The following is a 19123-nucleotide window of genomic DNA, read 5'->3' on the forward strand; positions in this document are numbered from 1 at the left end:
AAGGATGTAACACTATGGCTCTCTTGCAAATTGCAGAACCAGGTCAATCAAGTGCACCACATGAACACCGCATTGCGATTGGTATCGATTTAGGCACCACCCACTCTTTGGTTGCCACGGTTCTTTCAGGTAAAGCCAAAGTACTTAATGACGAACAAGGTCGTGTGCTACTTCCTTCTATCGTGCATTATGCAGAACAACAGACTCAATACGGCAATGAAGCTGCGCCTTTCATTACTACTGACCCCAAAAACACCATCGTTTCTGTGAAACGATTTATGGGTCGTTCGAAAGCTGACATTAAATTCCAGCATCCTTATGCGTTGGTTGGTGAAGCAAATGAAATGCCGGCTTTTGAAACTGCACAAGGCCGTAAGACTCCGGTTGAGATTTCTGCAGAAATTTTAAAGCAGTTGAAAGACCGCGCTGAAGCCAGTCTGCAAAATCCGGTTAATGGTGCAGTGATTACTGTTCCGGCTTACTTCGATGAAGCACAGCGTCAGGCAACCCGTGATGCTGCCCAGCTTGCCGGCTTGAATGTTTTACGTTTGTTGAATGAGCCAACTGCTGCTGCTGTGGCTTATGGTCTTGATCAGGAAAGTAATCTGAGTACAGATCGCAACTATGTGATTTATGACTTGGGTGGCGGTACCTTTGACGTTTCGATTCTGCGTTTTAGTCAAGGTGTGTTTGAAGTTCTGGCAACCGGTGGCCACACTGCCCTCGGTGGTGATGACCTGGATCGTTTGATCCTGAAATGGGCCAAGAAACAACTGAATATTGACACTTTGAATGATGCCGAATATGCACATTTTGTCGTTGCGGCACGTAAAGCCAAAGAAGCTTTGTCGGATGCAGATTCAGTTCAACTCAAATTGCTTGATCAAGTATTGACGCTTGACCGCCCGACATTTGAAGAGATCATCAAAGTTGCTTTGGATAAAACCATCAGCGTATGTAAGCGTGTGATGCGTGATGCTAAGCTTGAACTGGATGACATTCAAAATGTCGTTTTGGTCGGTGGCTCAACCCGTTCTTATGCAGTACAAAAAGCCGTGCGTGAAGTGTTCAACCAAGAACCGCTTTGCACCATTAACCCGGATGAAGTGGTTGCGATTGGCGCATCAATTACTGCGAACCAATTGATTGGCAACTCAACTGATGGCTCATTACTATTAGACGTGACGCCTCTGTCTCTTGGTCTTGAAACCATGGGCGGACTGGTTGAACGATTAATTTCGCGTAATACTGCGATTCCAGTCGCTCGTCGTCAGGAATTTACCACTTATCAAGATGGCCAGACTGCCATGTTGATTCATGTGGTTCAAGGTGAACGTGATCTGGTTGAGCATTGCCGTAGTTTAGGGCGTTTTGTCCTGCATGGCATTCCACCAATGACTGCCGGTCAGGCACGTATTGAAGTGACGTTCCAGGTCGATGCAGATGGCTTGCTGACTGTATCTGCCAAAGAAACCACCTCTGGCGTGACGGCTCAAATCGATATCAAACCATCTTATGGTTTATCGGGTGAAGATACTGAACGTCTGTTGCTAGACGGTTATAAGTTCGCTGAAGAAGATAAGAATCTTCGTCATTTGAATGAAACCAAAGTGGAAGCACAGCGTGAGCTGGAAGCACTGGTTCAGGCACTCAAAGCGGATGCCGGTCTGTTGACTGAAGATCAACTTGCAGCACTGCAAACTGCGCAAGCACAACTTGAAACTCAGCTTCAGGGTTCAGATATCAAAGCGATTGAATCTGCCGTTGAACAGCTTAAAATACATAGTGATGCTTTTGCAGCAGCACGTATGAATCAACATATTGATGCAGCTCTTAAGGGCACTAAACTCGACGACTGGTCAAACTCAAACTAATTTAAGGTAACGACTATGCCACGTATTAAAGTTCTTCCACATGCGCAGATTTGCCCCGAAGGTGCTGAGTTTGAAGTCGAACAAAATGCCAATCTTTGCGAAAGCCTGCTAAAAAATGGCATTAAAATCGAACATGCTTGCGATATGTCAGCAGCGTGTACCACCTGCCATGTAGTGGTACGCAAAGGTTTTGACAGCCTGGAAGAAATGGATGATGTTGAAGCTGACTTACTCGATCGTGCCTGGGGTTTAGAACCTGATTCACGTCTTTCTTGTCAGGTTAAACTGGACGATGAAGATCTGGAAATTGAAATTCCAAAATACACCATTAACCATGCGTCAGAAAATCACTAAGATTTTCGTTGCAGGCTAAAATAAAAAACCACGCTCAGGCGTGGTTTTTTCTCTTTATAAGAAACAATTAAAGTAAATTTACATGAACTTTAAATGTGTTCAATTACTTCATCCTCAAGCTTCAATTTGACAATACCTTGTGAATTGGTCATTTTCTGCTGAGTTTCAATGCGTTTAATCATTTTTTCTAGTACATGAATCAGCTCAGGATATTCAAAGTTTTGCACTTCATCCAGATTCAGCAATAAATGAAAGCCCTTATATTCATAATCGAACCAGCGCTGATACTCGACTTTCTGAGACGCATATTTTTCCATGACCTGCCAGGTTCTTACAGGTGCTTTAATGCCTTTCAAGAATATCGGCTTTTTCGGTGCACAAAGATAATCATCTTTGATCAGATTATGAGTATCTTCCGAAATCAGGATTTCATCGACTTCCGCTGCACTTTGCAAACGCGCTGCCAGATTGGCATCACGTCCTACAATGGTATAAGCCATACGATGCGTAGCCCCATAATTCCCTACGTGGCAATAACCGGTTGAAATCCCCATGCGGATATGCAGTGGCGGATAACCCATTTTAATCCAGCGTTCCCGCAGCAATTTCATTTGCTGACGCATCGCCAATGCCATTTCCATACAGTTCTTAGCATCCTGTTCCACACCTTCGGAGTTCGGATCACCAAAGAAAATCAGGATGGCATCACCCATGAATTTATCGACAGTCGCTTCATAATTTTTAGCGATTTCGGTCATATGCCGAAGATAGTCATTCAACAGGAATGCTAAATCATCTGGAATCAGAGTTTCAGATAGCTCTGTAAAGCCTTGAATATCAGAGAAAAAGATCGTCAACTTTTTACGTTTATATTCAATTTTGGCTTCAGATTCACCTTTCATAATGGATTGCCATAACTGCACGGGCGCATAGCGACTCAGCTGATTGGCAAATTCCATATAACGGTTCATCTGTTCGAAATAATGGTCTTTTTTCTGGGTCATGTATTGCACACGACCACTTTGATAAAAACTTCCGACACCAAAATAGGTAATCAGACAGATAAAGCCTAAAACGGTCAACTCACTGCTGGTCGGTTCGAAATAATTATTAAACCCAAAGACCAGAATATTGGCCAGATAAAAAAGCGTAATCCCGATCAGGCTGGCTAGAGATGCCATCATAAATGAAATTTTATTGCTGATCGCGGTATAGAGCACTGCGACCAGACCCAGCAAGGACAAGACCAAGTCCAGATGCACGGCCGCCAAAACCACCGAAATGACAATGACATCAATCAGGAAAAGAATATTACGCCGGATGTGATAATCATGACGATAGATCAGCCAGCGAGATAGTTTCGGTGTAATTAGCAAAACCAGAAACAAAAAAAATGGAACAAAAAGCTGATACTCGGTATCTGGTTCAGTGTAATGAAAGACGACCAGAACCAGAGACAGCATGATATATCCCATCATGCGATGGAAATACTCAAACTGATGGGGTTCTTTTTGAATCCAGTCGTCTAATTGCACTCACTCACTCCCTGAAGTCCGCAACTGTTCATGGTTCTCGGAATGCCTTGGCTGATTAGTCCATGCGCCAGTCAAATGGCATGTCGCCCTGACCACGTAAAGCCAGCATTAAGGTTTGACGCATATGTGCCAATACTTCACTGCTATAAGGAACAGCAGATGTACCCCAAACAGGCTTCGGCCATGCAACGTCGTTCTGATAACGAACTACATGATGAAAATGCAATTGCGGCACCATATTACCCAGCGCTGCTACATTCATTTTATCTGCACGGAAAACACGTGCCAGCTGGCTTGATAACCAGCTTGACTCTCTTAAAAACTGCTCTTGGTCAGCTTGGCTCAATTCATATAATTCAGAGACACCCGGCACACGTGGAATCAGAATGAGCCAGGGAAATTGCATATCATTCATCAAACGACATGTTGACAAAGGAAAGTCGCCTACAAAAAAAGTATCTTGAGCAAGTTGTGGATGCAAACTAAACATATCTTTATAAATGATGCAAAATTAGAATGATGGCTAATACTAACATATCCAACTGAAGCTGAATATTGGAAGCAATGTGTTTAAAGACAAATTCTCATGATTTGTTGCAAAGCAGATCACAACAATCACTCTAAACAATTCATCAAAAAAATCAAGCCTGTCGTTCCTGCAAATTTCATCCTGTAATGTAATCCCAGCTGAATTTTCAGGCTGATTTAATCGAATAAAATCAGTGCAATTCTTTAAGTAGACTGTCCAGCAAATCCTGAATAAACTGAATCCGTTTTTGATAATCTTCCAGCATGACCATGACTTTCAGACGTTGACCGCCATCCATACGGAAATAGGTCGGATGTTTCTGCATCATCTGAATAATCGTCATGGCTTGAACCGGCGTGTCCGGTGCAAATTCAATATGCCCGCCCTGACTGCTGATATCAATTTTGGTGATGCCGAGCTGCTCGGCTTTCAGGCGAATCTGGTGTACAGCAAATAACTGCTTGACCGGCTGTGGCGGTATCCCAAAACGGTCTATTAGCTCCATGCGGATATTATCCAGTTTTTCCTGGGTATCAGTATTACTGATGCGTTTATAGAACAACAGACGTTGATGGACATCACCCAGATATTCATCTGGAATCAACGCTGGCATATGCAGGGTAATTTCGGCAGTCAATGACAATGGTGCATCGAAGTTTGGCGTTTTGCCTTTTTGAATGGCTTTGGTGGCTTTTTCCAGCATTTCCATATACAGGCTATAACCAATGGCCTGCATCGAACCACTCTGCTGCTCACCGAGTAACTCACCTGCGCCGCGAATTTCCAGATCTTCGGTTGCCAGCATAAAACCGGCACCCAAGGTCGAAGCACGCTGAATGGCATCCAGACGTTTTTCTGCATCACCTTTTAAGGCTTTTAAAGACGGCACCATTAAGTAGGCATAAGCCTGATGGTGTGAGCGTCCTACACGTCCGCGTAGCTGATGTAATTGTGCCAGGCCCAGCTTGTCAGCACGTTCAATCAGAATGGTATTGGCATTCGGAACATCAATCCCGGTTTCAATAATGGTCGAACATACCAGAACATTGTATTCCTTGTGATAGAACTGCTGCATCACCTGCTCCAGTTCACGTTCACGCATCTGCCCGTGGGCCACAATCACCCGCGCTTCCGGCACCAATTTAAGGATATGCTCAGCGGCACGATCGATTGTATCAACTTCATTATGCAAAAAATAAACCTGACCACCGCGCAGCAATTCACGCAGAATCGCTTCTTTAATGGTGTCATCGGTATGTTCCTGCACAAAGGTTTTCACCGCAAGACGGCGTGCCGGCGGTGTGGCGATAATCGACAGATCACGCATGCCACTAAAGGCCATATTCAGTGTCCGTGGAATTGGAGTTGCAGTCAGTGTCAACATGTCGACATCGGCACGCATGGCCTTGATTCGTTCCTTGTCGCGCACCCCGAAACGATGCTCTTCATCGACAATCATCAAGCCAAGATTCTTAAACTGAACATTTTCCTGCAAAATCTTATGTGTACCAATCACAATATCGACTTTACCTTCAATCAGGTCGTCAATGGTCTTGGTATGTGCTTTGGAAGAGCCGAAACGTGACAGCACTTCAATCCGGACTGGCCAGTCGGCGAAGCGGTCTTTGAATGAATCATAATGCTGCTGTGCCAGCAAAGTGGTCGGTACCAGAATCGCCACCTGCCGGTTATTCTGTACTGCAACAAATGCGGCACGCATTGCGACTTCTGTCTTACCGAAACCCACATCACCACACACCAGACGATCCATCGGCTTGGCCTGCTGCATGTCATGCAACGTCGCTTCAATCGCATTGGCCTGATCCAGTGTTTCTTCATACGCAAAGCCACTAGCAAATTGCATATACAGGCTTTGATCGACTTCAAAACTGATCCCGGGCTTGGAAGCACGACGTGCCTGAATATGCAGCAATTCGGCCGCGACATCGTGAATCTGTTCCAGCGCTTTACGTTTGGCTTTATTCCACGCATCTGTACCCAGTTTATGCAAAGGTGCCAGATCCGGATCACCACCACTATACCGGCTAATTAAGTGCAGATTGGTCACCGGCACGTAGACTTTGGCGGCATCCGCATAATCCAGCTGCAAAAATTCGTGATCCTGATCATCAATACTTAGGGTGACCAGACCGGCATAACGTCCGACCCCATAATCGATATGTACCACAGGCGCGCCCATGGTCAGCTCAGTTAGACTTCGGATCAGAAACTCTTCGGAAACTTCCTGTTGACGTTTGCGACGGCGCTGTACCACGCGATGTTCATACAGCTGATTTTCAGAAATTACGCTGACACGATCGGTCAATACCAGACCACGCTCTAAAGGCGCATTGGTAATGGCAATTGCATACAGAGATTTAATAAAATTATCGAAATTATCAACTGTTGGAATATCACCCAGACTTGGTCGCAAAGCATCTTTGAGGCTTTCCCTGCGGCCGGCACTCTCGGCCACCAGCAATACCGGATGATTGGCCTGATCGATATATTTTTTGACTTCATGAAACGGTTTTTCACGTTTCGGATCGACGGGCAGGCGCGGTGGCAGCTGGGTATCAAGATTCAATACGCCGGCTTTTTGCTCAAAAGGCGTTTGGGCCGCAATCACACGTGCAAACTGATTCAGCTGTTCCAGAACCTGATTGGTCTGAAAAAACAGACTTTCTGGCGGCATGATCGGCTGATCGACATTGTGACGGCGATCTTCATAACGGCGCACTACATCTTGCCAAAACTGGCTGAGACTTTCGTCCAGAGCCTTATCTGTAATGACAATGCCATTCTTAGGTAAGTATGAAATTAGCGAACTTTGACCTTGCATGGCTTCAGCACTGAAAAACAACGGTAAATAGAACTCGATGCCCGGCGAGTCAATCCCATCCATGACATCCTGATAGATCGGATTTTTCTTTGGATTAGCAGTCGGGAAAAACTCGGCATAACGGTCACGGAATGTCGCACGGCCTTCCTTGAGTGGGAATTCTTGTGCTGGCAAGACCGTAAACTGTTGCAGACTTTGTGTGGTGCGCTGGGTTTCGGAGTCAAAAAATTTCAGGGTTTCAATTTCATCATCAAACAGGTCGATCCGGATCGGCGCTTCCTGCCCCGAGGCATAAATATCCATGATACTGCCGCGAACTGCAAATTCACCAGGATCATAAACAGTATCCACCAGATGATAACCGGCCTGAATCAGCTTTTTCTTTTGTTGTTCCAGATCAAATTTCTGTCCGACATGAATATCAAAATGCTCGCCCAAAATCCATGAAGTCGGCGCGACACGCTGTGCCAAAGTTGAAGCTGAAAGTAACAGCACCCCTGTTTTTGGCATATTGGATAAAATCGCCAGACGTTCCGAGACAATATCCTGATGCGGAGACAGACGATCATAAGGCAAAATTTCCCAGTCTGGAAAAATCGTGGGTTTAATCCCGTAAAATTCCAGCTCACTTTCCAATTGACCCAAATGCTGATTGTTGCGTGCAATCACGATAAACAAGCGCGATTGCTGTGCGACGATTTCTTTGAGCAGCAATGCTGTCGAGGAACCTTGCAGATTGCCTAACCAGCGTTTCTCGCCTGCTTTGAGTTGAGGTAAATTGAGTTGGGAAATTTCTTGTTGGAACATGGATATAGCTTTAAAGTCTAAATAACCTGAGGCTTATACTAGCACGATGATCTGCGGATATTTTGTTATTTTTATGCAGTCTTGCCCCATGTATACACCTCGATTGCAAGGCACTTTTAACGCTTATTTTTTCTCGCGCAGGAAGTTACGATAATAATCATTTAACTTCTTGAGAATCATTTTAAATTGCAGCAGGTTCTCTTCAGTATTTCCTAAAGTCGTATTAAAACGCTGATGGGCAATTTCCAGATCAATTTTTTCATTGATCAGCATCGCGGTGTCATATAACGCTTTTAAATCATCAAACTGTTTTAAACGGCGATTCGACAAATACTCTAATCGTGCACCCAATTCCTGATTGAGTTGAATACCATCGACGATATAACCAGTCCCTTCTACATACTGGATATTCTGCTCTTCTAAATATAGCTGTGCAGCAGTCGGTTTATTACTTTTAAATAATGCACTGATTTTATCAAACATCGCCATTTACCCAGCCAAATATAATTCAGCTTATAGTCTAGATGAAAATGCCTCAAATCCACATCCTGAACTTGAGGCAAATTATCAAAATAGCAGCGGTTCGATGTTACAGACGATTTAAGGTCTCTGGCTCTGTTAAGAAACCTGTTCGAGCTGATTCTCTGCTGAAGGGATTTCAGACACCAGATTTTCAAACGCAAAGATTTCTTCTAATTGCGTTGCACTTAATAAGCCCAGCTCCAACACCACTTGCGGCACAGTTTTATTTTCGCGCATACATTGTTTGCCGATTTCATCGCACTTGGCATGTCCCAGAATCGGTTCAAGCAAGGTCACAATCCCGACACTGCGCATGACGGAACTTAAACAAATCTGTTCATTGGCCTGAATACCAGCAATACATTTCTGATTTAGGGTTTGCATACCCTGGGTGAGAAGTTGAATCGATTCATTCATCGCCACGGCAATCACAGGTTCCATGACATTCAATTGTAGCTGCCCGGCTTCCGCAGCCATAGTAATAGTTAAATCATTACCAATCACCCGGAAGGCAATCTGATTGACCACTTCTGGAATTACCGGATTGATTTTTGCCGGCATGATCGAAGAACCTGCCTGTAATTCGGGTAAACGAATTTCAGCCAGACCTGTACGCGGTCCCGAACTGAGCAGGCGCAGATCATTACAGATTTTGGACAGTTTTACCGCCAGACGTTTTAAACTGCTCGACAAAATAATAAAGACGCCACAATCGCTGGTCGCCTCGACATAATCTGCCGCACCTTTTAAAGGCAAACCCGTCAGATGCGCCAAGATTTCCACCACCCGCTTGGCATAGCCCAGCGGTGTATTGACCCCAGTCCCAATGGCGGTGGCGCCTAAATTGACTTCCAGCAATAACTGTCGCATCTGCCCAATCAGCTTCAGATCTTCTTTTAATAAGGTGGCAAATGCCCGGAATTCCTGTTCCATTGTCATCGGAACTGCATCTTGTAACTGGGTACGTCCCATCTTGATGACATATTCAAATTCGGCAGCTTTATGGTCGATACTGTCAATCAATGCTTTAAGCACGCTCAACAATTCATCCAGACTGCTATAGGTCGCCAGACGCAAAGCCGTTGGATAGACATCATTGGTCGATTGCGAGGTATTGACGTGATCATTCGGATGCAGAATGTGATAATCACCTTTCTGATGGCCCGACATTTCTAGGGCAATATTGGCAATCACCTCATTGGTATTCATATTGATGGAGGTTCCGGCACCGCCCTGATAAGGATCAAGTGGAAATGCTGCTTGCCACGCTTCTGGATGCTGAATCAATTCATCACAAGCTTTCTGAATGGCAGTACTGGTCTGCTCGGACAATTTTTGAAAATGTAGATTGGCCTGTGCCGAAGCTTTTTTCACTTGGGCCAAAGCACGAATAAAATGTGTTTGTTGCCCCACCGCCAATCCGGAAATCTTAAAATTTTCGATGGCACGTAAGGTATGAATCCCATAATAGCTATGCAACGGGATTTGTTTTTCCCCCAATAAATCACATTCAAGGCGGGTCGGTTCAATTTGAAGCATATTGTCCACTAAAAAATACTCTTGGCGATGCACCGTATTTGGTGTGACATTAATATGAGCAAACAAATACAGGCCTAATAGGAAGACTTTAACCTAGATTTGCTACGATTTATTACCAATACGCTAAAGCTGTGAGTTTTGTAAGATTGTGTAAGCAATTGGCTCAAATTCAAATATTTTAATTATTTATTAAAAATTTCCACTTTCCCCCTGAATTCGACGTCGTATTACCTTTTATCTACTCAAGTTATTCCTGATTCAATTTCAGTGAATTACCACTCTATTTACAATAGGCATACATAAAAGCTGTGTAATTGTTACAGAGTGTAATTTTTAAACCATGCTTGAATCACCTCCTTGCGATCTCAGTACAAAAAATCATCTTGGACGATGATTTCCATATTTACAGGATGACCTGCCTATGACTTATTTAAACCCCACCCTGATTACCTTCATGTTTTATATTATCGCCATGATTGCAATCGGTTTATATGCTTATCGTGCCACCTCCAATTTTGACGAATATATTCTAGGTGGACGAAGTCTGGGCAGTGTCGTTACTGCACTTTCGGCGGGCGCATCGGATATGAGTGGCTGGCTATTGATGGGTCTTCCGGGAGCCATTTACCTGTCTGGCCTGTCAGAAGCATGGATTGCGATCGGTTTGATTATCGGTGCATGGCTGAACTGGTTACTGGTGGCAGGTCGACTGCGTGCCCATACTGAATATCAGAACAATGCCCTGACCTTGCCGGATTATTTCACCAGCCGATTTTCCGACCGTAAACGCATTTTACGGGTCTTGTCTGCCTTGGTGATTCTGGTGTTTTTTGCGATTTATTGTGCCTCAGGCATGGTCGCAGGTGCACGACTGTTTGAAAGCCTGTTTGGCTGGGATTACACCACAGCGCTTGTGATTGGTGCGATGGCGACGATTCTTTATGTTTGTATTGGTGGCTTTTTGGCGATCAGCTGGACAGATACATTCCAGGCCGGTTTGATGATTTTTGCCTTATTGCTGACTCCGATCATTACCTTCTTGGCTCTGGGCGACAACAGCCAGCAAGTGAGTGTTATCCTTGAATCGGCTCGCCCACATGCTTCAAGCATGCTTGAAGGTTTAAGCACCGTTGCGATTATTTCCAGTCTGGCTTGGGGCTTGGGTTATTTTGGTCAGCCGCATATTCTGGTGCGTTTTATGGCAGCAGATTCGGTCAAAACCATTCCTGCTGCACGCCGTATTGGCATGACCTGGATGATTCTATGCCTAGGCGGTGCAGTGGCTGCCGGTTATATCGGTATTGCCTACTTCAGTGTCAATCCCGCATTGGCTTCGGTGGTGAATCAAAACCCTGAAACGGTATTTATGGAGTTGACCAAAATCCTGTTTAATCCATGGATTGCCGGAATCATTCTGGCTGCTATCTTGGCGGCAATTATGAGCACCTTGAGCTGTCAGCTTCTGGTCTGCTCAACCACCCTGACCGAAGATTTATATAAGAGTTTCCTGCGTAAAAATGCTTCACAAAAAGAACTGATCTGGGTCGGTCGCGGCATGGTCTTAGTGATCGCGTTAGTTGCGATTTCACTGGCAATTAATCCGAACAGTAAGGTTTTGGGTCTAGTGGCTTATGCCTGGGCCGGCTTTGGTGCTGCATTTGGCCCACTGATTATCCTGTCTCTCTTCTGGAAACGAATGACCCTCAACGGCGCAATTGTGGGTATGGTTGTTGGTGCCGTGGCTGTAATTGTCTGGAAAAATTACATGGGCGATACCGGTCTGTATGAGATTATTCCGGGCTTTATTCTGGCGATCCTCAGCATTATCATCGTTAGCCTGCTGGATAAAGCACCTAGCGAAGATGTGGTTCATCGTTTTGAAATGGCTAAAGCCGAGTATCAAAAAGAAATGGCAGAAATGGAAAAATAATCATCTTTTTACTTGAATATAAAAGGGACTTAATCGTCCCTTTTATATTTTTATCTTCTCGGATGAGGCACTTGCGAATTACTTAGCTTTTCCCGGCATTTTCAGATGGATCTGCTGACTTTCTTTAATCACTTCCATCACCGGATAACTGCGCGTTTCCTTAATTCCGGGCAATTGCCACAAGATCTGACCAGAGATTTTCCGAAACTCATCCATATTGGCACAACGGATTTTCACCACGAAATCGAAGCCGCCACTGATCATATGACATTCGATAATTTCAGGAATCTGCCGAACTGCATGAGAAAATTCATCTAAAACATTCGGTGTGGTTTTATCCAGTAAAATTTCAACAAAGACCACAAAACCATTATTCAACATCACGGGATTGAGGCGCGCTTCATAGCCCACAATAAAACCTTCCCGGGTCAGCTTTTGTACACGTGCCAAGGCTGCCGTAGGTGACAAATTGACCAGTTCAGCCAATTTGATATTGGACAGCTTGGCATCGGATTGCAATAAACCCAGTATACGAATATCTATACGGTCAAGGTTCAAATAAGGACTTGGCATTAGAATTATTCTCTAAAAAAAGCGAAAACTATAGTGAGATATTCGTCAAATATTCTGTGATTATAGATTAAAACTCATTCAACTCAAAGAACTGATTGACGCAGTACAGGAAGTCACTATGCCAACCACTCTCCGCCCAGATTCCATTTTAGATGCGGCCCAGCACTCGAACTATATTGCTGAATTTAAACATAAAAACCAATACGAAGAACGGATTAATACGGCATGGCGTCGTGCCGAAACGGATTGCGTCGAAGAGTTATTGGCCCATAGTGAAATTTCTTCCGAAATAAGTGACAAGATTCAGGCGCTTGCCTTTGATCTCGCACATTCCTTACGTGAACGTAAAAGTTCCACTGGGAAAGCCGGTATTGTCCAAGGCTTATTGCAGGAATTTTCTTTATCCTCTCAGGAAGGCATTGCCCTAATGTGTCTGGCAGAAGCCTTGCTGCGGATTCCGGACAAAGCCACACGTGACCTACTGATTCGAGACAAAATCAATCAAGGTAACTGGAAAGAACATTTGGGCCAGAGCCAATTGATGTTTGTGAATGCAGCAGCCTGGGGACTGATGCTGACCGGCAAGCTGATGGAAACCCCACAGCAAAAAAGCCTGTCTAGCTTATTGACCGGTCTTTTGGCACGCAGTGGCCGCGGGATTATCCGTAAGGCTGTCGATGTTGCCATGCGCATGATGGGCGAGCAGTTTGTCACGGGTGAAACCATTGATGAAGCCCTGAAAAATGCCGAACCGTTGGAAGAAAAAGGCTTTCGCTATTCCTATGACATGCTGGGTGAAGCAGCACTGACCGATCCGGATGCTGAACGTTATTATCAGGATTATCAGCAAGCCATTCATGCCATTGGTCAATCTTCGCAGGATAAGGATGTTTATGACGGGCCTGGCATTTCTATCAAACTCTCTGCGCTGCACCCCCGTTATCAGCGTTCGCAAATGGATCGCGTGCATGATGGGCTCTATGCAAAAGTACTGAAACTCGCGGTCTTGGCCAAGCAATACAATATTGGTTTAAATATCGATGCTGAAGAAAGTGATCGCCTTGAGATTTCACTTGAACTGTTAGAACGCCTGTGTTTTGAACCACAATTACAGGACTGGAAAGGCATTGGCTTTGTGATTCAGGCCTATCAGAAACGCTGCTTCTATGTAGTGGATTACATCATTGATCTGGCGAAGCGCAGCCAGAAACGCTTGATGATTCGTCTGGTCAAAGGCGCATATTGGGACAGCGAAATCAAGAAAGCCCAAATTGATGGAATGTCAGATTATCCGGTATTTACTCGTAAGGTGCATACGGATCTGTCTTATATTGCTTGTGCGCGTAAGCTGTTGGCTGAACCGGATTATATCTACCCACAATTTGCCACTCACAATGCACAAACGGTAGCGACGATCTATCAGCTGGCACAACCTGAGCAGTATTATGCCGGCCAATATGAGTTCCAATGTCTGCATGGCATGGGCGAACCACTGTATGAAAATGTCGTGGGCGATCCATCGAAAAATAAACTCGGTGTACCATGCCGGATCTATGCGCCCGTCGGCAATCATGAAACCTTGCTGGCTTATCTGGTGCGCCGCTTACTGGAAAATGGTGCCAATACCTCCTTCGTCAATCGTATTGCTGACAAAACCTTGAAAATTGAAGATTTGATTGAAAATCCACAGCAAACCATTTTAAAGGCATCAAAACAAGAAGGCGTGATGGGTGCCAAGCATCCCCAGATTCCCTATCCGCAAGATCTTTATACCGATGCACGATTGAACTCTTCAGGACTCGATTTGGCCAATGATGCTGAACTCAGTATTTTAAATGAAGTCGCATCCAGTCTGGCAAATACGCAATTTCAGTCAGCTGCTATGGGAACGGCATTTAGCAGCGTGGATACGCCCCATGCAGTTCCAGTGATCAATCCAGCACACCATCAGGATGTGGTCGGCACAGTCTATGAAGCAACTTCTGAACAGGCCGAAATTGCACTCACTCAAGCAGTTAATGCACAAAGTTTCTGGGCCAATCTGCCAAAAAATGAGCGTGCTGCCTGCCTGAATAAAGCCGCAGAACTGATGGAACAGCGTTTGCTTCCGCTCATGGTTCTTCTTTCTCGCGAAGCAGGTAAAACCTATGCCAATGCGATTGCCGAAGTACGTGAGGCGGTAGATTTCTTGCGTTACTATGCAGCTCAAGTTTTGGATCTCAGTGACAATGTACAGATCCAGCCTTTAGGTACTGTACTATGTATCAGTCCATGGAACTTCCCGCTGGCGATTTTTACCGGTCAGATTTCAGCAGCGCTGGTCGCTGGCAATACCGTGATTGCCAAACCGGCTGAACAAACACCGCTCATTGCAGCACAAGCCGTACAGATTTTATGGGAAGCCGGCATTCCGCAGGATGTGTTACAGCTATTGCCGGGCCGTGGTGAAACCATTGGTGCACAGCTCAGTGCAGATCCACGTATTCAGGGCATCATGTTTACCGGTTCCACCGAGGTCGCCCAAATTCTACAAAAAACCGTGGCAGAACGAATAAACCAGTTTGGAGAAAGCGTCACCCTGATTGCTGAAACTGGTGGTCAAAATGCCATGATTGTGGATTCATCTGCATTGACTGAACAGGTGGTGTTGGATGTTGTGAGCTCTGCCTATGACAGTGCCGGTCAGCGCTGTTCTGCCCTGCGTGTCCTTTGTGTGCAAGAGGATAATCTGGAGGCTGTTCGCAACATGCTCAAAGGTGCCATGCAACAGTTGCGCGTTGGCAATCCGGTCTTGCTGAAAACCGATATTGGTCCAGTGATTGATGCAGAAGCCCAGCAAAATATCCAAAAGCATATTGAGCAGATGCGCAGCAAAGGTCATACAGTTCATCAGTTGATGTTTAATCAGGACCAGACTGAATTAACTCCAGGAACATTCATTGCACCAACCCTGATTGAACTGCCAAATCTGGATGATCTGGAACGTGAAGTGTTTGGCCCGGTACTGCATCTGATCAGCTATAAATATGGCGAACTGGAACAGTTGTTAGATCAGATCAACAGCAAGGGTTATGGCCTGACCATGGGCTTGCACACGCGTATTGATGAAACCATGCAAACCGTGATTGCACGAGCGGAAGTCGGCAACCTGTATATCAACCGCAATATCGTTGGTGCGGTCGTGGGCGTCCAGCCCTTTGGTGGCGAAGGTCTGTCTGGCACCGGCCCGAAAGCAGGTGGCCCGTTGTATATCTACCGTTTAATGCATCAAGTATCCGAGAAAAAACTGGCGCAGCCTTATGCAGTTCAAGCGGGTCCAGCACTTGTTGAAAATAAACTTGTTCAGGAGTTTAAAGTCTGGGTAGCTAAAACTTTCCCAACTTTATCTTTAAAAGCACCTATGCAAATTGCGACTGGTCAAAGCTTTAGCCTGCAAGGTCCAACCGGTGAGGAAAATCAGTACCTAATCTTGCCACGAGAAAGTCTTCTATCTTTGGCACACACGGAGCAAGACCAGATTCAGCAAATTCTGGCAATTTTATCGGTCGGCAGTCGTCCTGCATTCCTAGCTGACAATACTTTTATTCTGAAATATTTACCAACCATGCCAGCCGCGATCAGCAAGCAATTTAAAGTGGTCCGGGATATTGAAACAGGCGCGTTTGATGCCGTCATGCATCATGGTGATTCTTCTGAACTGATTGATTTGCAAAAACGCATTGCAGGCCGAAAAGGTGCAATTATTGGTATCACCCATTTAAGTTCGGGCAACTATGATATTCCGGTCGAGCGATTTGTGATTGAACGCGCGATCAGTATCAATACGGCGGCGGCAGGCGGCAATGCCAGCTTGATGACGATGGATAATCTCTAAATCAGTCCAATCATCTCAGCATTTTTAGCTTAAATCTTTCCTCTTTATGGCCAAACCTCTCTCCTCAGAAGGTTTGGTCTTTTTTATGCAGCTTTTAAAGCGGCTTGACTACAATAGGCTTAGGCAGATCGGCAATTTTTTGCTACCATTTGCGCTTTAAAATATTTGCGATTTCTTACTGCATATGACTTCATCTTATCAGCAACAACTTGAAGCCAAAATTGAACGCATCAGCGCTCAGTTTGCCGAATATCAACCACCTGCTTTAGAAGTATTCCAGTCTCCTGAAAAATATTTCCGCATGCGTGCTGAATTCCGGATCTGGCATACTGAAGATGATCTGTTTTATGCCATGTTCGAACGTGACGAAAACAACAATAAAAAAGTGATTCGTATTGATGAGTTTCCAATTGCAGACCGCAGTATTAATAACTTGATGCCGCAACTACTGGCAGCATTCAAGGCAGATGCCAATCTGGGTCATCGTTTATTTGAAGTCCATTTTCTGGCGACGTTAAGTGGTCAGGTTCTGGTATCCCTGATTTATCACCGCAAGCTGGATGAAAGCTGGGAACCTGCAGCAAAAGCACTGGCGGAAAAACTGAATATTAAACTGATTGGCCGAAGCCGTGGCCAGAAATTCGTCCTGACTGATGAATATGTGGTGGAAGAACTGTCTGTTTTTGATCGTCACTATAAATATAAGCAGATCGAAAGCAGCTTCACCCAGCCCAATGCACAAGTTTGTCAAAAAATGCTGGAATGGGCATGTGATGCAGCGGAACAATCAGATAAAGATTTGCTGGAACTCTACTGTGGCAATGGGAACTTTACCCTGCCGCTTTCGACCAAATTCCGCCGTGTTTTGGCCACTGAATTAGCCAAATCTTCAGTTTATGCAGCTGAGTGGAATATTGAGCAGAACCAGATTGAAAATATTCAGGTTGCGCGTCTGTCTGCCGAAGAATTCACTCAAGCCTATAATGGCGAACGTGTTTTCCGTCGTTTGCAGGAAGCACAAATTGACATTTCGACTTATGATTTTGATACGGTATTTGTCGATCCACCGCGTGCTGGTATTGATGATGAAACGCTGAAACTGTTACAGCGTTTCCAGCGTATTATTTACATTTCTTGTAATCCAGATACCTTATATGACAATCTGAAACAGTTGTCTCAAACGCATAGAATCAGCAAGTTCGCCATGTTTGACCAGTTCCCGTATACACATCATGTTGAAACGGGTGTATTGTTGGAAAAAGTATAAAGAATTTGTTTCAATTTATTATATTGTTACAAAAATGGAGCTTTTTGAAGCTCCATTTTTTATACTATAAATCATGTATTTAATAATAAATATTGACTTGTACAGCAAGAAATATCGTTAGACCTTTAGGCTTCAATCGGAAATTTTCTAGCCTGACTGCTGCTTTTATCACATAGGTCCTATTGCTTTATTTATTTAATTGGCTATATTTCACTCTATGTTAGGTTGTTGTATGAAGGCTCTATGAGTTTTTGGCAAAAGTTGTTTTCTCATGAACAACACAATGAACACAAGAATCAAATTGCTTGTGTTGAAAATGATTGCTCTTGCAAGACAAATGAACAGCTTCTTGAAGCACTTTCTAAAGCTACTGATGAAGAAATCATCATCGGAATTAAAAAGGTTCTTGTATCTCGCGGCTATAGCCGCAAAGAACTGAATGAACTTCAGCACTTGCCATTGCAGTAATCGGCCAAGGTTACAGCCGTATAAAGAAAGCACTTGCGTAGTCAGGTGCTTTTTTTATGCTTGAAAGTTTAGTTTAAGGGTTTGGTCTTCTCTATTTCAGCATAGTTTATTAACTTCAACTTTAAAAGCTTCAGGGATCAGGCAGAAAATGTTGAATGACTTCCTTGATCCATGCTTTTGATTTTGCAGAAATTTTAGTAATTGCTTAGGCTATTTAAAACCTTTATCAGAAGAATATGTTCTAAATTCTGCTCTCTTCTAGCTCCTTTAAAACTTGGCTTAATAACTCTTCAATTCTGATCTGAAACTCAGGCAAGGCATCGATTAATTTAGCAAAACACAGTACACTTCCTATTAAACGACAATGCTTTTTTAAATGGCTTAATTCTGATATGCAACAGACTAAACGGTTTCCCATAGGCGCACATCTTATGGTTAAACATTTCGGTTATACCCATCATGGGATTTACGCCGGACGTGGTCGTGTCATTCATTATTCGGGCTTTGCGCATTTATTCAAGAAACGCCCGATTGAAATAACTTCTATTGAAAAATTCAGTCATGGCAAACCAATTCATATGCAACATTATGACTCGGCAAAATATAAAGGTCGTAAAGTGGTGCGCCGCATGCGGTCCAGAATGCATGAAAACAACTATCATCTGATTATTAATAATTGCGAACATTTGTGTACCTGGGCGATTACCGGTGTGGAAAGTAGCCCGCAAGTAATTTATATGATGAATCGCCTGACCACGATTGGTTATATTAGCTCGATGATGAGTTTTATGAACAGCATGTTCCTGACCCTGACCACGACCAGTTTCGCATTGGCGCTGTACATCAAGAAAAAACTCAGAGATAAAGCCAATCTGCGTTTGCAACAATACCGTGAATTGCAAGATCAGGCTAAAACCAAAGTGTCAGACCTGACCAATCTTAAACATCGTTAATTTAAAGCTCAGCCTGCCGATGATTTTTTGTGAGCAAGAAATTTTAAGTTCGTGTT

The 19123-nt window shown here is 44.3% G+C and carries 13 protein-coding genes; 7 read left to right on the forward strand and 6 right to left on the reverse strand.

Annotated elements, in window-relative coordinates; genetic code table 11:
• The first annotated feature begins 14 nt into the window (after window positions 1-14).
• Window positions 15-1874 (forward strand): Fe-S protein assembly chaperone HscA, encoded by a 1860-nt coding sequence (gene hscA, locus Q9R24_RS00225; protein ID WP_005107162.1) that lies wholly within the window; start codon window positions 15-17, stop codon window positions 1872-1874.
• A gap of 15 nt (window positions 1875-1889) precedes the next feature.
• Window positions 1890-2228 (forward strand): ISC system 2Fe-2S type ferredoxin, encoded by a 339-nt coding sequence (gene fdx, locus Q9R24_RS00230; protein ID WP_004279821.1) that lies wholly within the window; start codon window positions 1890-1892, stop codon window positions 2226-2228.
• Window positions 2229-2317: 89 nt separating this feature from the next.
• Here the strand turns inward: fdx and Q9R24_RS00235 are convergent, their stop codons facing one another.
• The 5 genes from Q9R24_RS00235 to Q9R24_RS00255 all read right to left on the reverse strand — a co-directional run bounded on the left by Q9R24_RS00235 (window position 2318) and on the right by Q9R24_RS00255 (window position 10002).
• Window positions 2318-3763: an adenylate/guanylate cyclase domain-containing protein gene (locus Q9R24_RS00235; RefSeq protein ID WP_044110083.1), complete on the reverse strand. Its 1446-nt coding sequence runs from the start codon at window positions 3761-3763 to the stop codon at window positions 2318-2320.
• A 55-nt stretch (window positions 3764-3818) separates the two neighbouring features.
• Window positions 3819-4253, reverse strand: a complete 435-nt coding sequence (locus Q9R24_RS00240) for an HIT domain-containing protein (protein ID WP_005246565.1) — start codon at window positions 4251-4253, stop codon at window positions 3819-3821.
• A gap of 229 nt (window positions 4254-4482) precedes the next feature.
• Window positions 4483-7941, reverse strand: coding sequence for a transcription-repair coupling factor (gene mfd / locus Q9R24_RS00245; protein ID WP_311203452.1), 3459 nt, complete (start codon window positions 7939-7941; stop codon window positions 4483-4485).
• Between the two features lie 123 nt (window positions 7942-8064).
• A complete protein-coding gene (locus Q9R24_RS00250; RefSeq protein WP_311203453.1) occupies window positions 8065-8430 on the reverse strand; it encodes a hypothetical protein in 366 nt (121 codons plus the stop codon).
• 129 nt (window positions 8431-8559) lie between these two features.
• Window positions 8560-10002, reverse strand: coding sequence for an aspartate ammonia-lyase (locus Q9R24_RS00255; protein ID WP_311203666.1), 1443 nt, complete (start codon window positions 10000-10002; stop codon window positions 8560-8562).
• Between the two features lie 421 nt (window positions 10003-10423).
• Here Q9R24_RS00255 and putP point away from each other — a divergent pair, with 421 nt between their 5' ends.
• A complete protein-coding gene (gene putP, locus Q9R24_RS00260) occupies window positions 10424-11932 on the forward strand; it encodes a sodium/proline symporter PutP (protein ID WP_311203454.1) in 1509 nt (502 codons plus the stop codon).
• 78 nt (window positions 11933-12010) lie between these two features.
• On the opposite strand, the gene Q9R24_RS00265 is transcribed toward putP, so the two are convergent.
• On the reverse strand, window positions 12011-12505 hold the full coding sequence (locus Q9R24_RS00265) for an Lrp/AsnC ligand binding domain-containing protein (protein WP_004279833.1): 495 nt from the start codon (window positions 12503-12505) through the stop codon (window positions 12011-12013).
• Window positions 12506-12623: 118 nt separating this feature from the next.
• On the opposite strand from Q9R24_RS00265, the gene putA reads away from it, so the two are divergent.
• From putA to Q9R24_RS00285, 4 genes are all read left to right on the forward strand, one after another.
• On the forward strand, window positions 12624-16379 hold the full coding sequence (gene putA / locus Q9R24_RS00270; protein ID WP_311203455.1) for a trifunctional transcriptional regulator/proline dehydrogenase/L-glutamate gamma-semialdehyde dehydrogenase: 3756 nt from the start codon (window positions 12624-12626) through the stop codon (window positions 16377-16379).
• 184 nt (window positions 16380-16563) lie between these two features.
• On the forward strand, window positions 16564-17646 hold the full coding sequence (gene trmA / locus Q9R24_RS00275) for a tRNA (uridine(54)-C5)-methyltransferase TrmA (RefSeq protein ID WP_311203456.1): 1083 nt from the start codon (window positions 16564-16566) through the stop codon (window positions 17644-17646).
• A 243-nt stretch (window positions 17647-17889) separates the two neighbouring features.
• A complete protein-coding gene (locus Q9R24_RS00280) occupies window positions 17890-18114 on the forward strand; it encodes a hypothetical protein (RefSeq protein ID WP_004279838.1) in 225 nt (74 codons plus the stop codon).
• Window positions 18115-18506: 392 nt separating this feature from the next.
• Window positions 18507-19067 carry a lecithin retinol acyltransferase family protein gene (locus tag Q9R24_RS00285; RefSeq protein ID WP_026055785.1) on the forward strand — a complete coding sequence of 187 codons (561 nt, stop codon included), beginning with the start codon at window positions 18507-18509 and terminating at the stop codon, window positions 19065-19067.
• Window positions 19068-19123: the final 56 nt, after the last annotated feature.

It is taken from the genome of Acinetobacter sp. RRD8 (assembly GCF_031844225.1).
In the GTDB taxonomy this organism is placed as follows: Bacteria; Pseudomonadota; Gammaproteobacteria; order Pseudomonadales; family Moraxellaceae; genus Acinetobacter.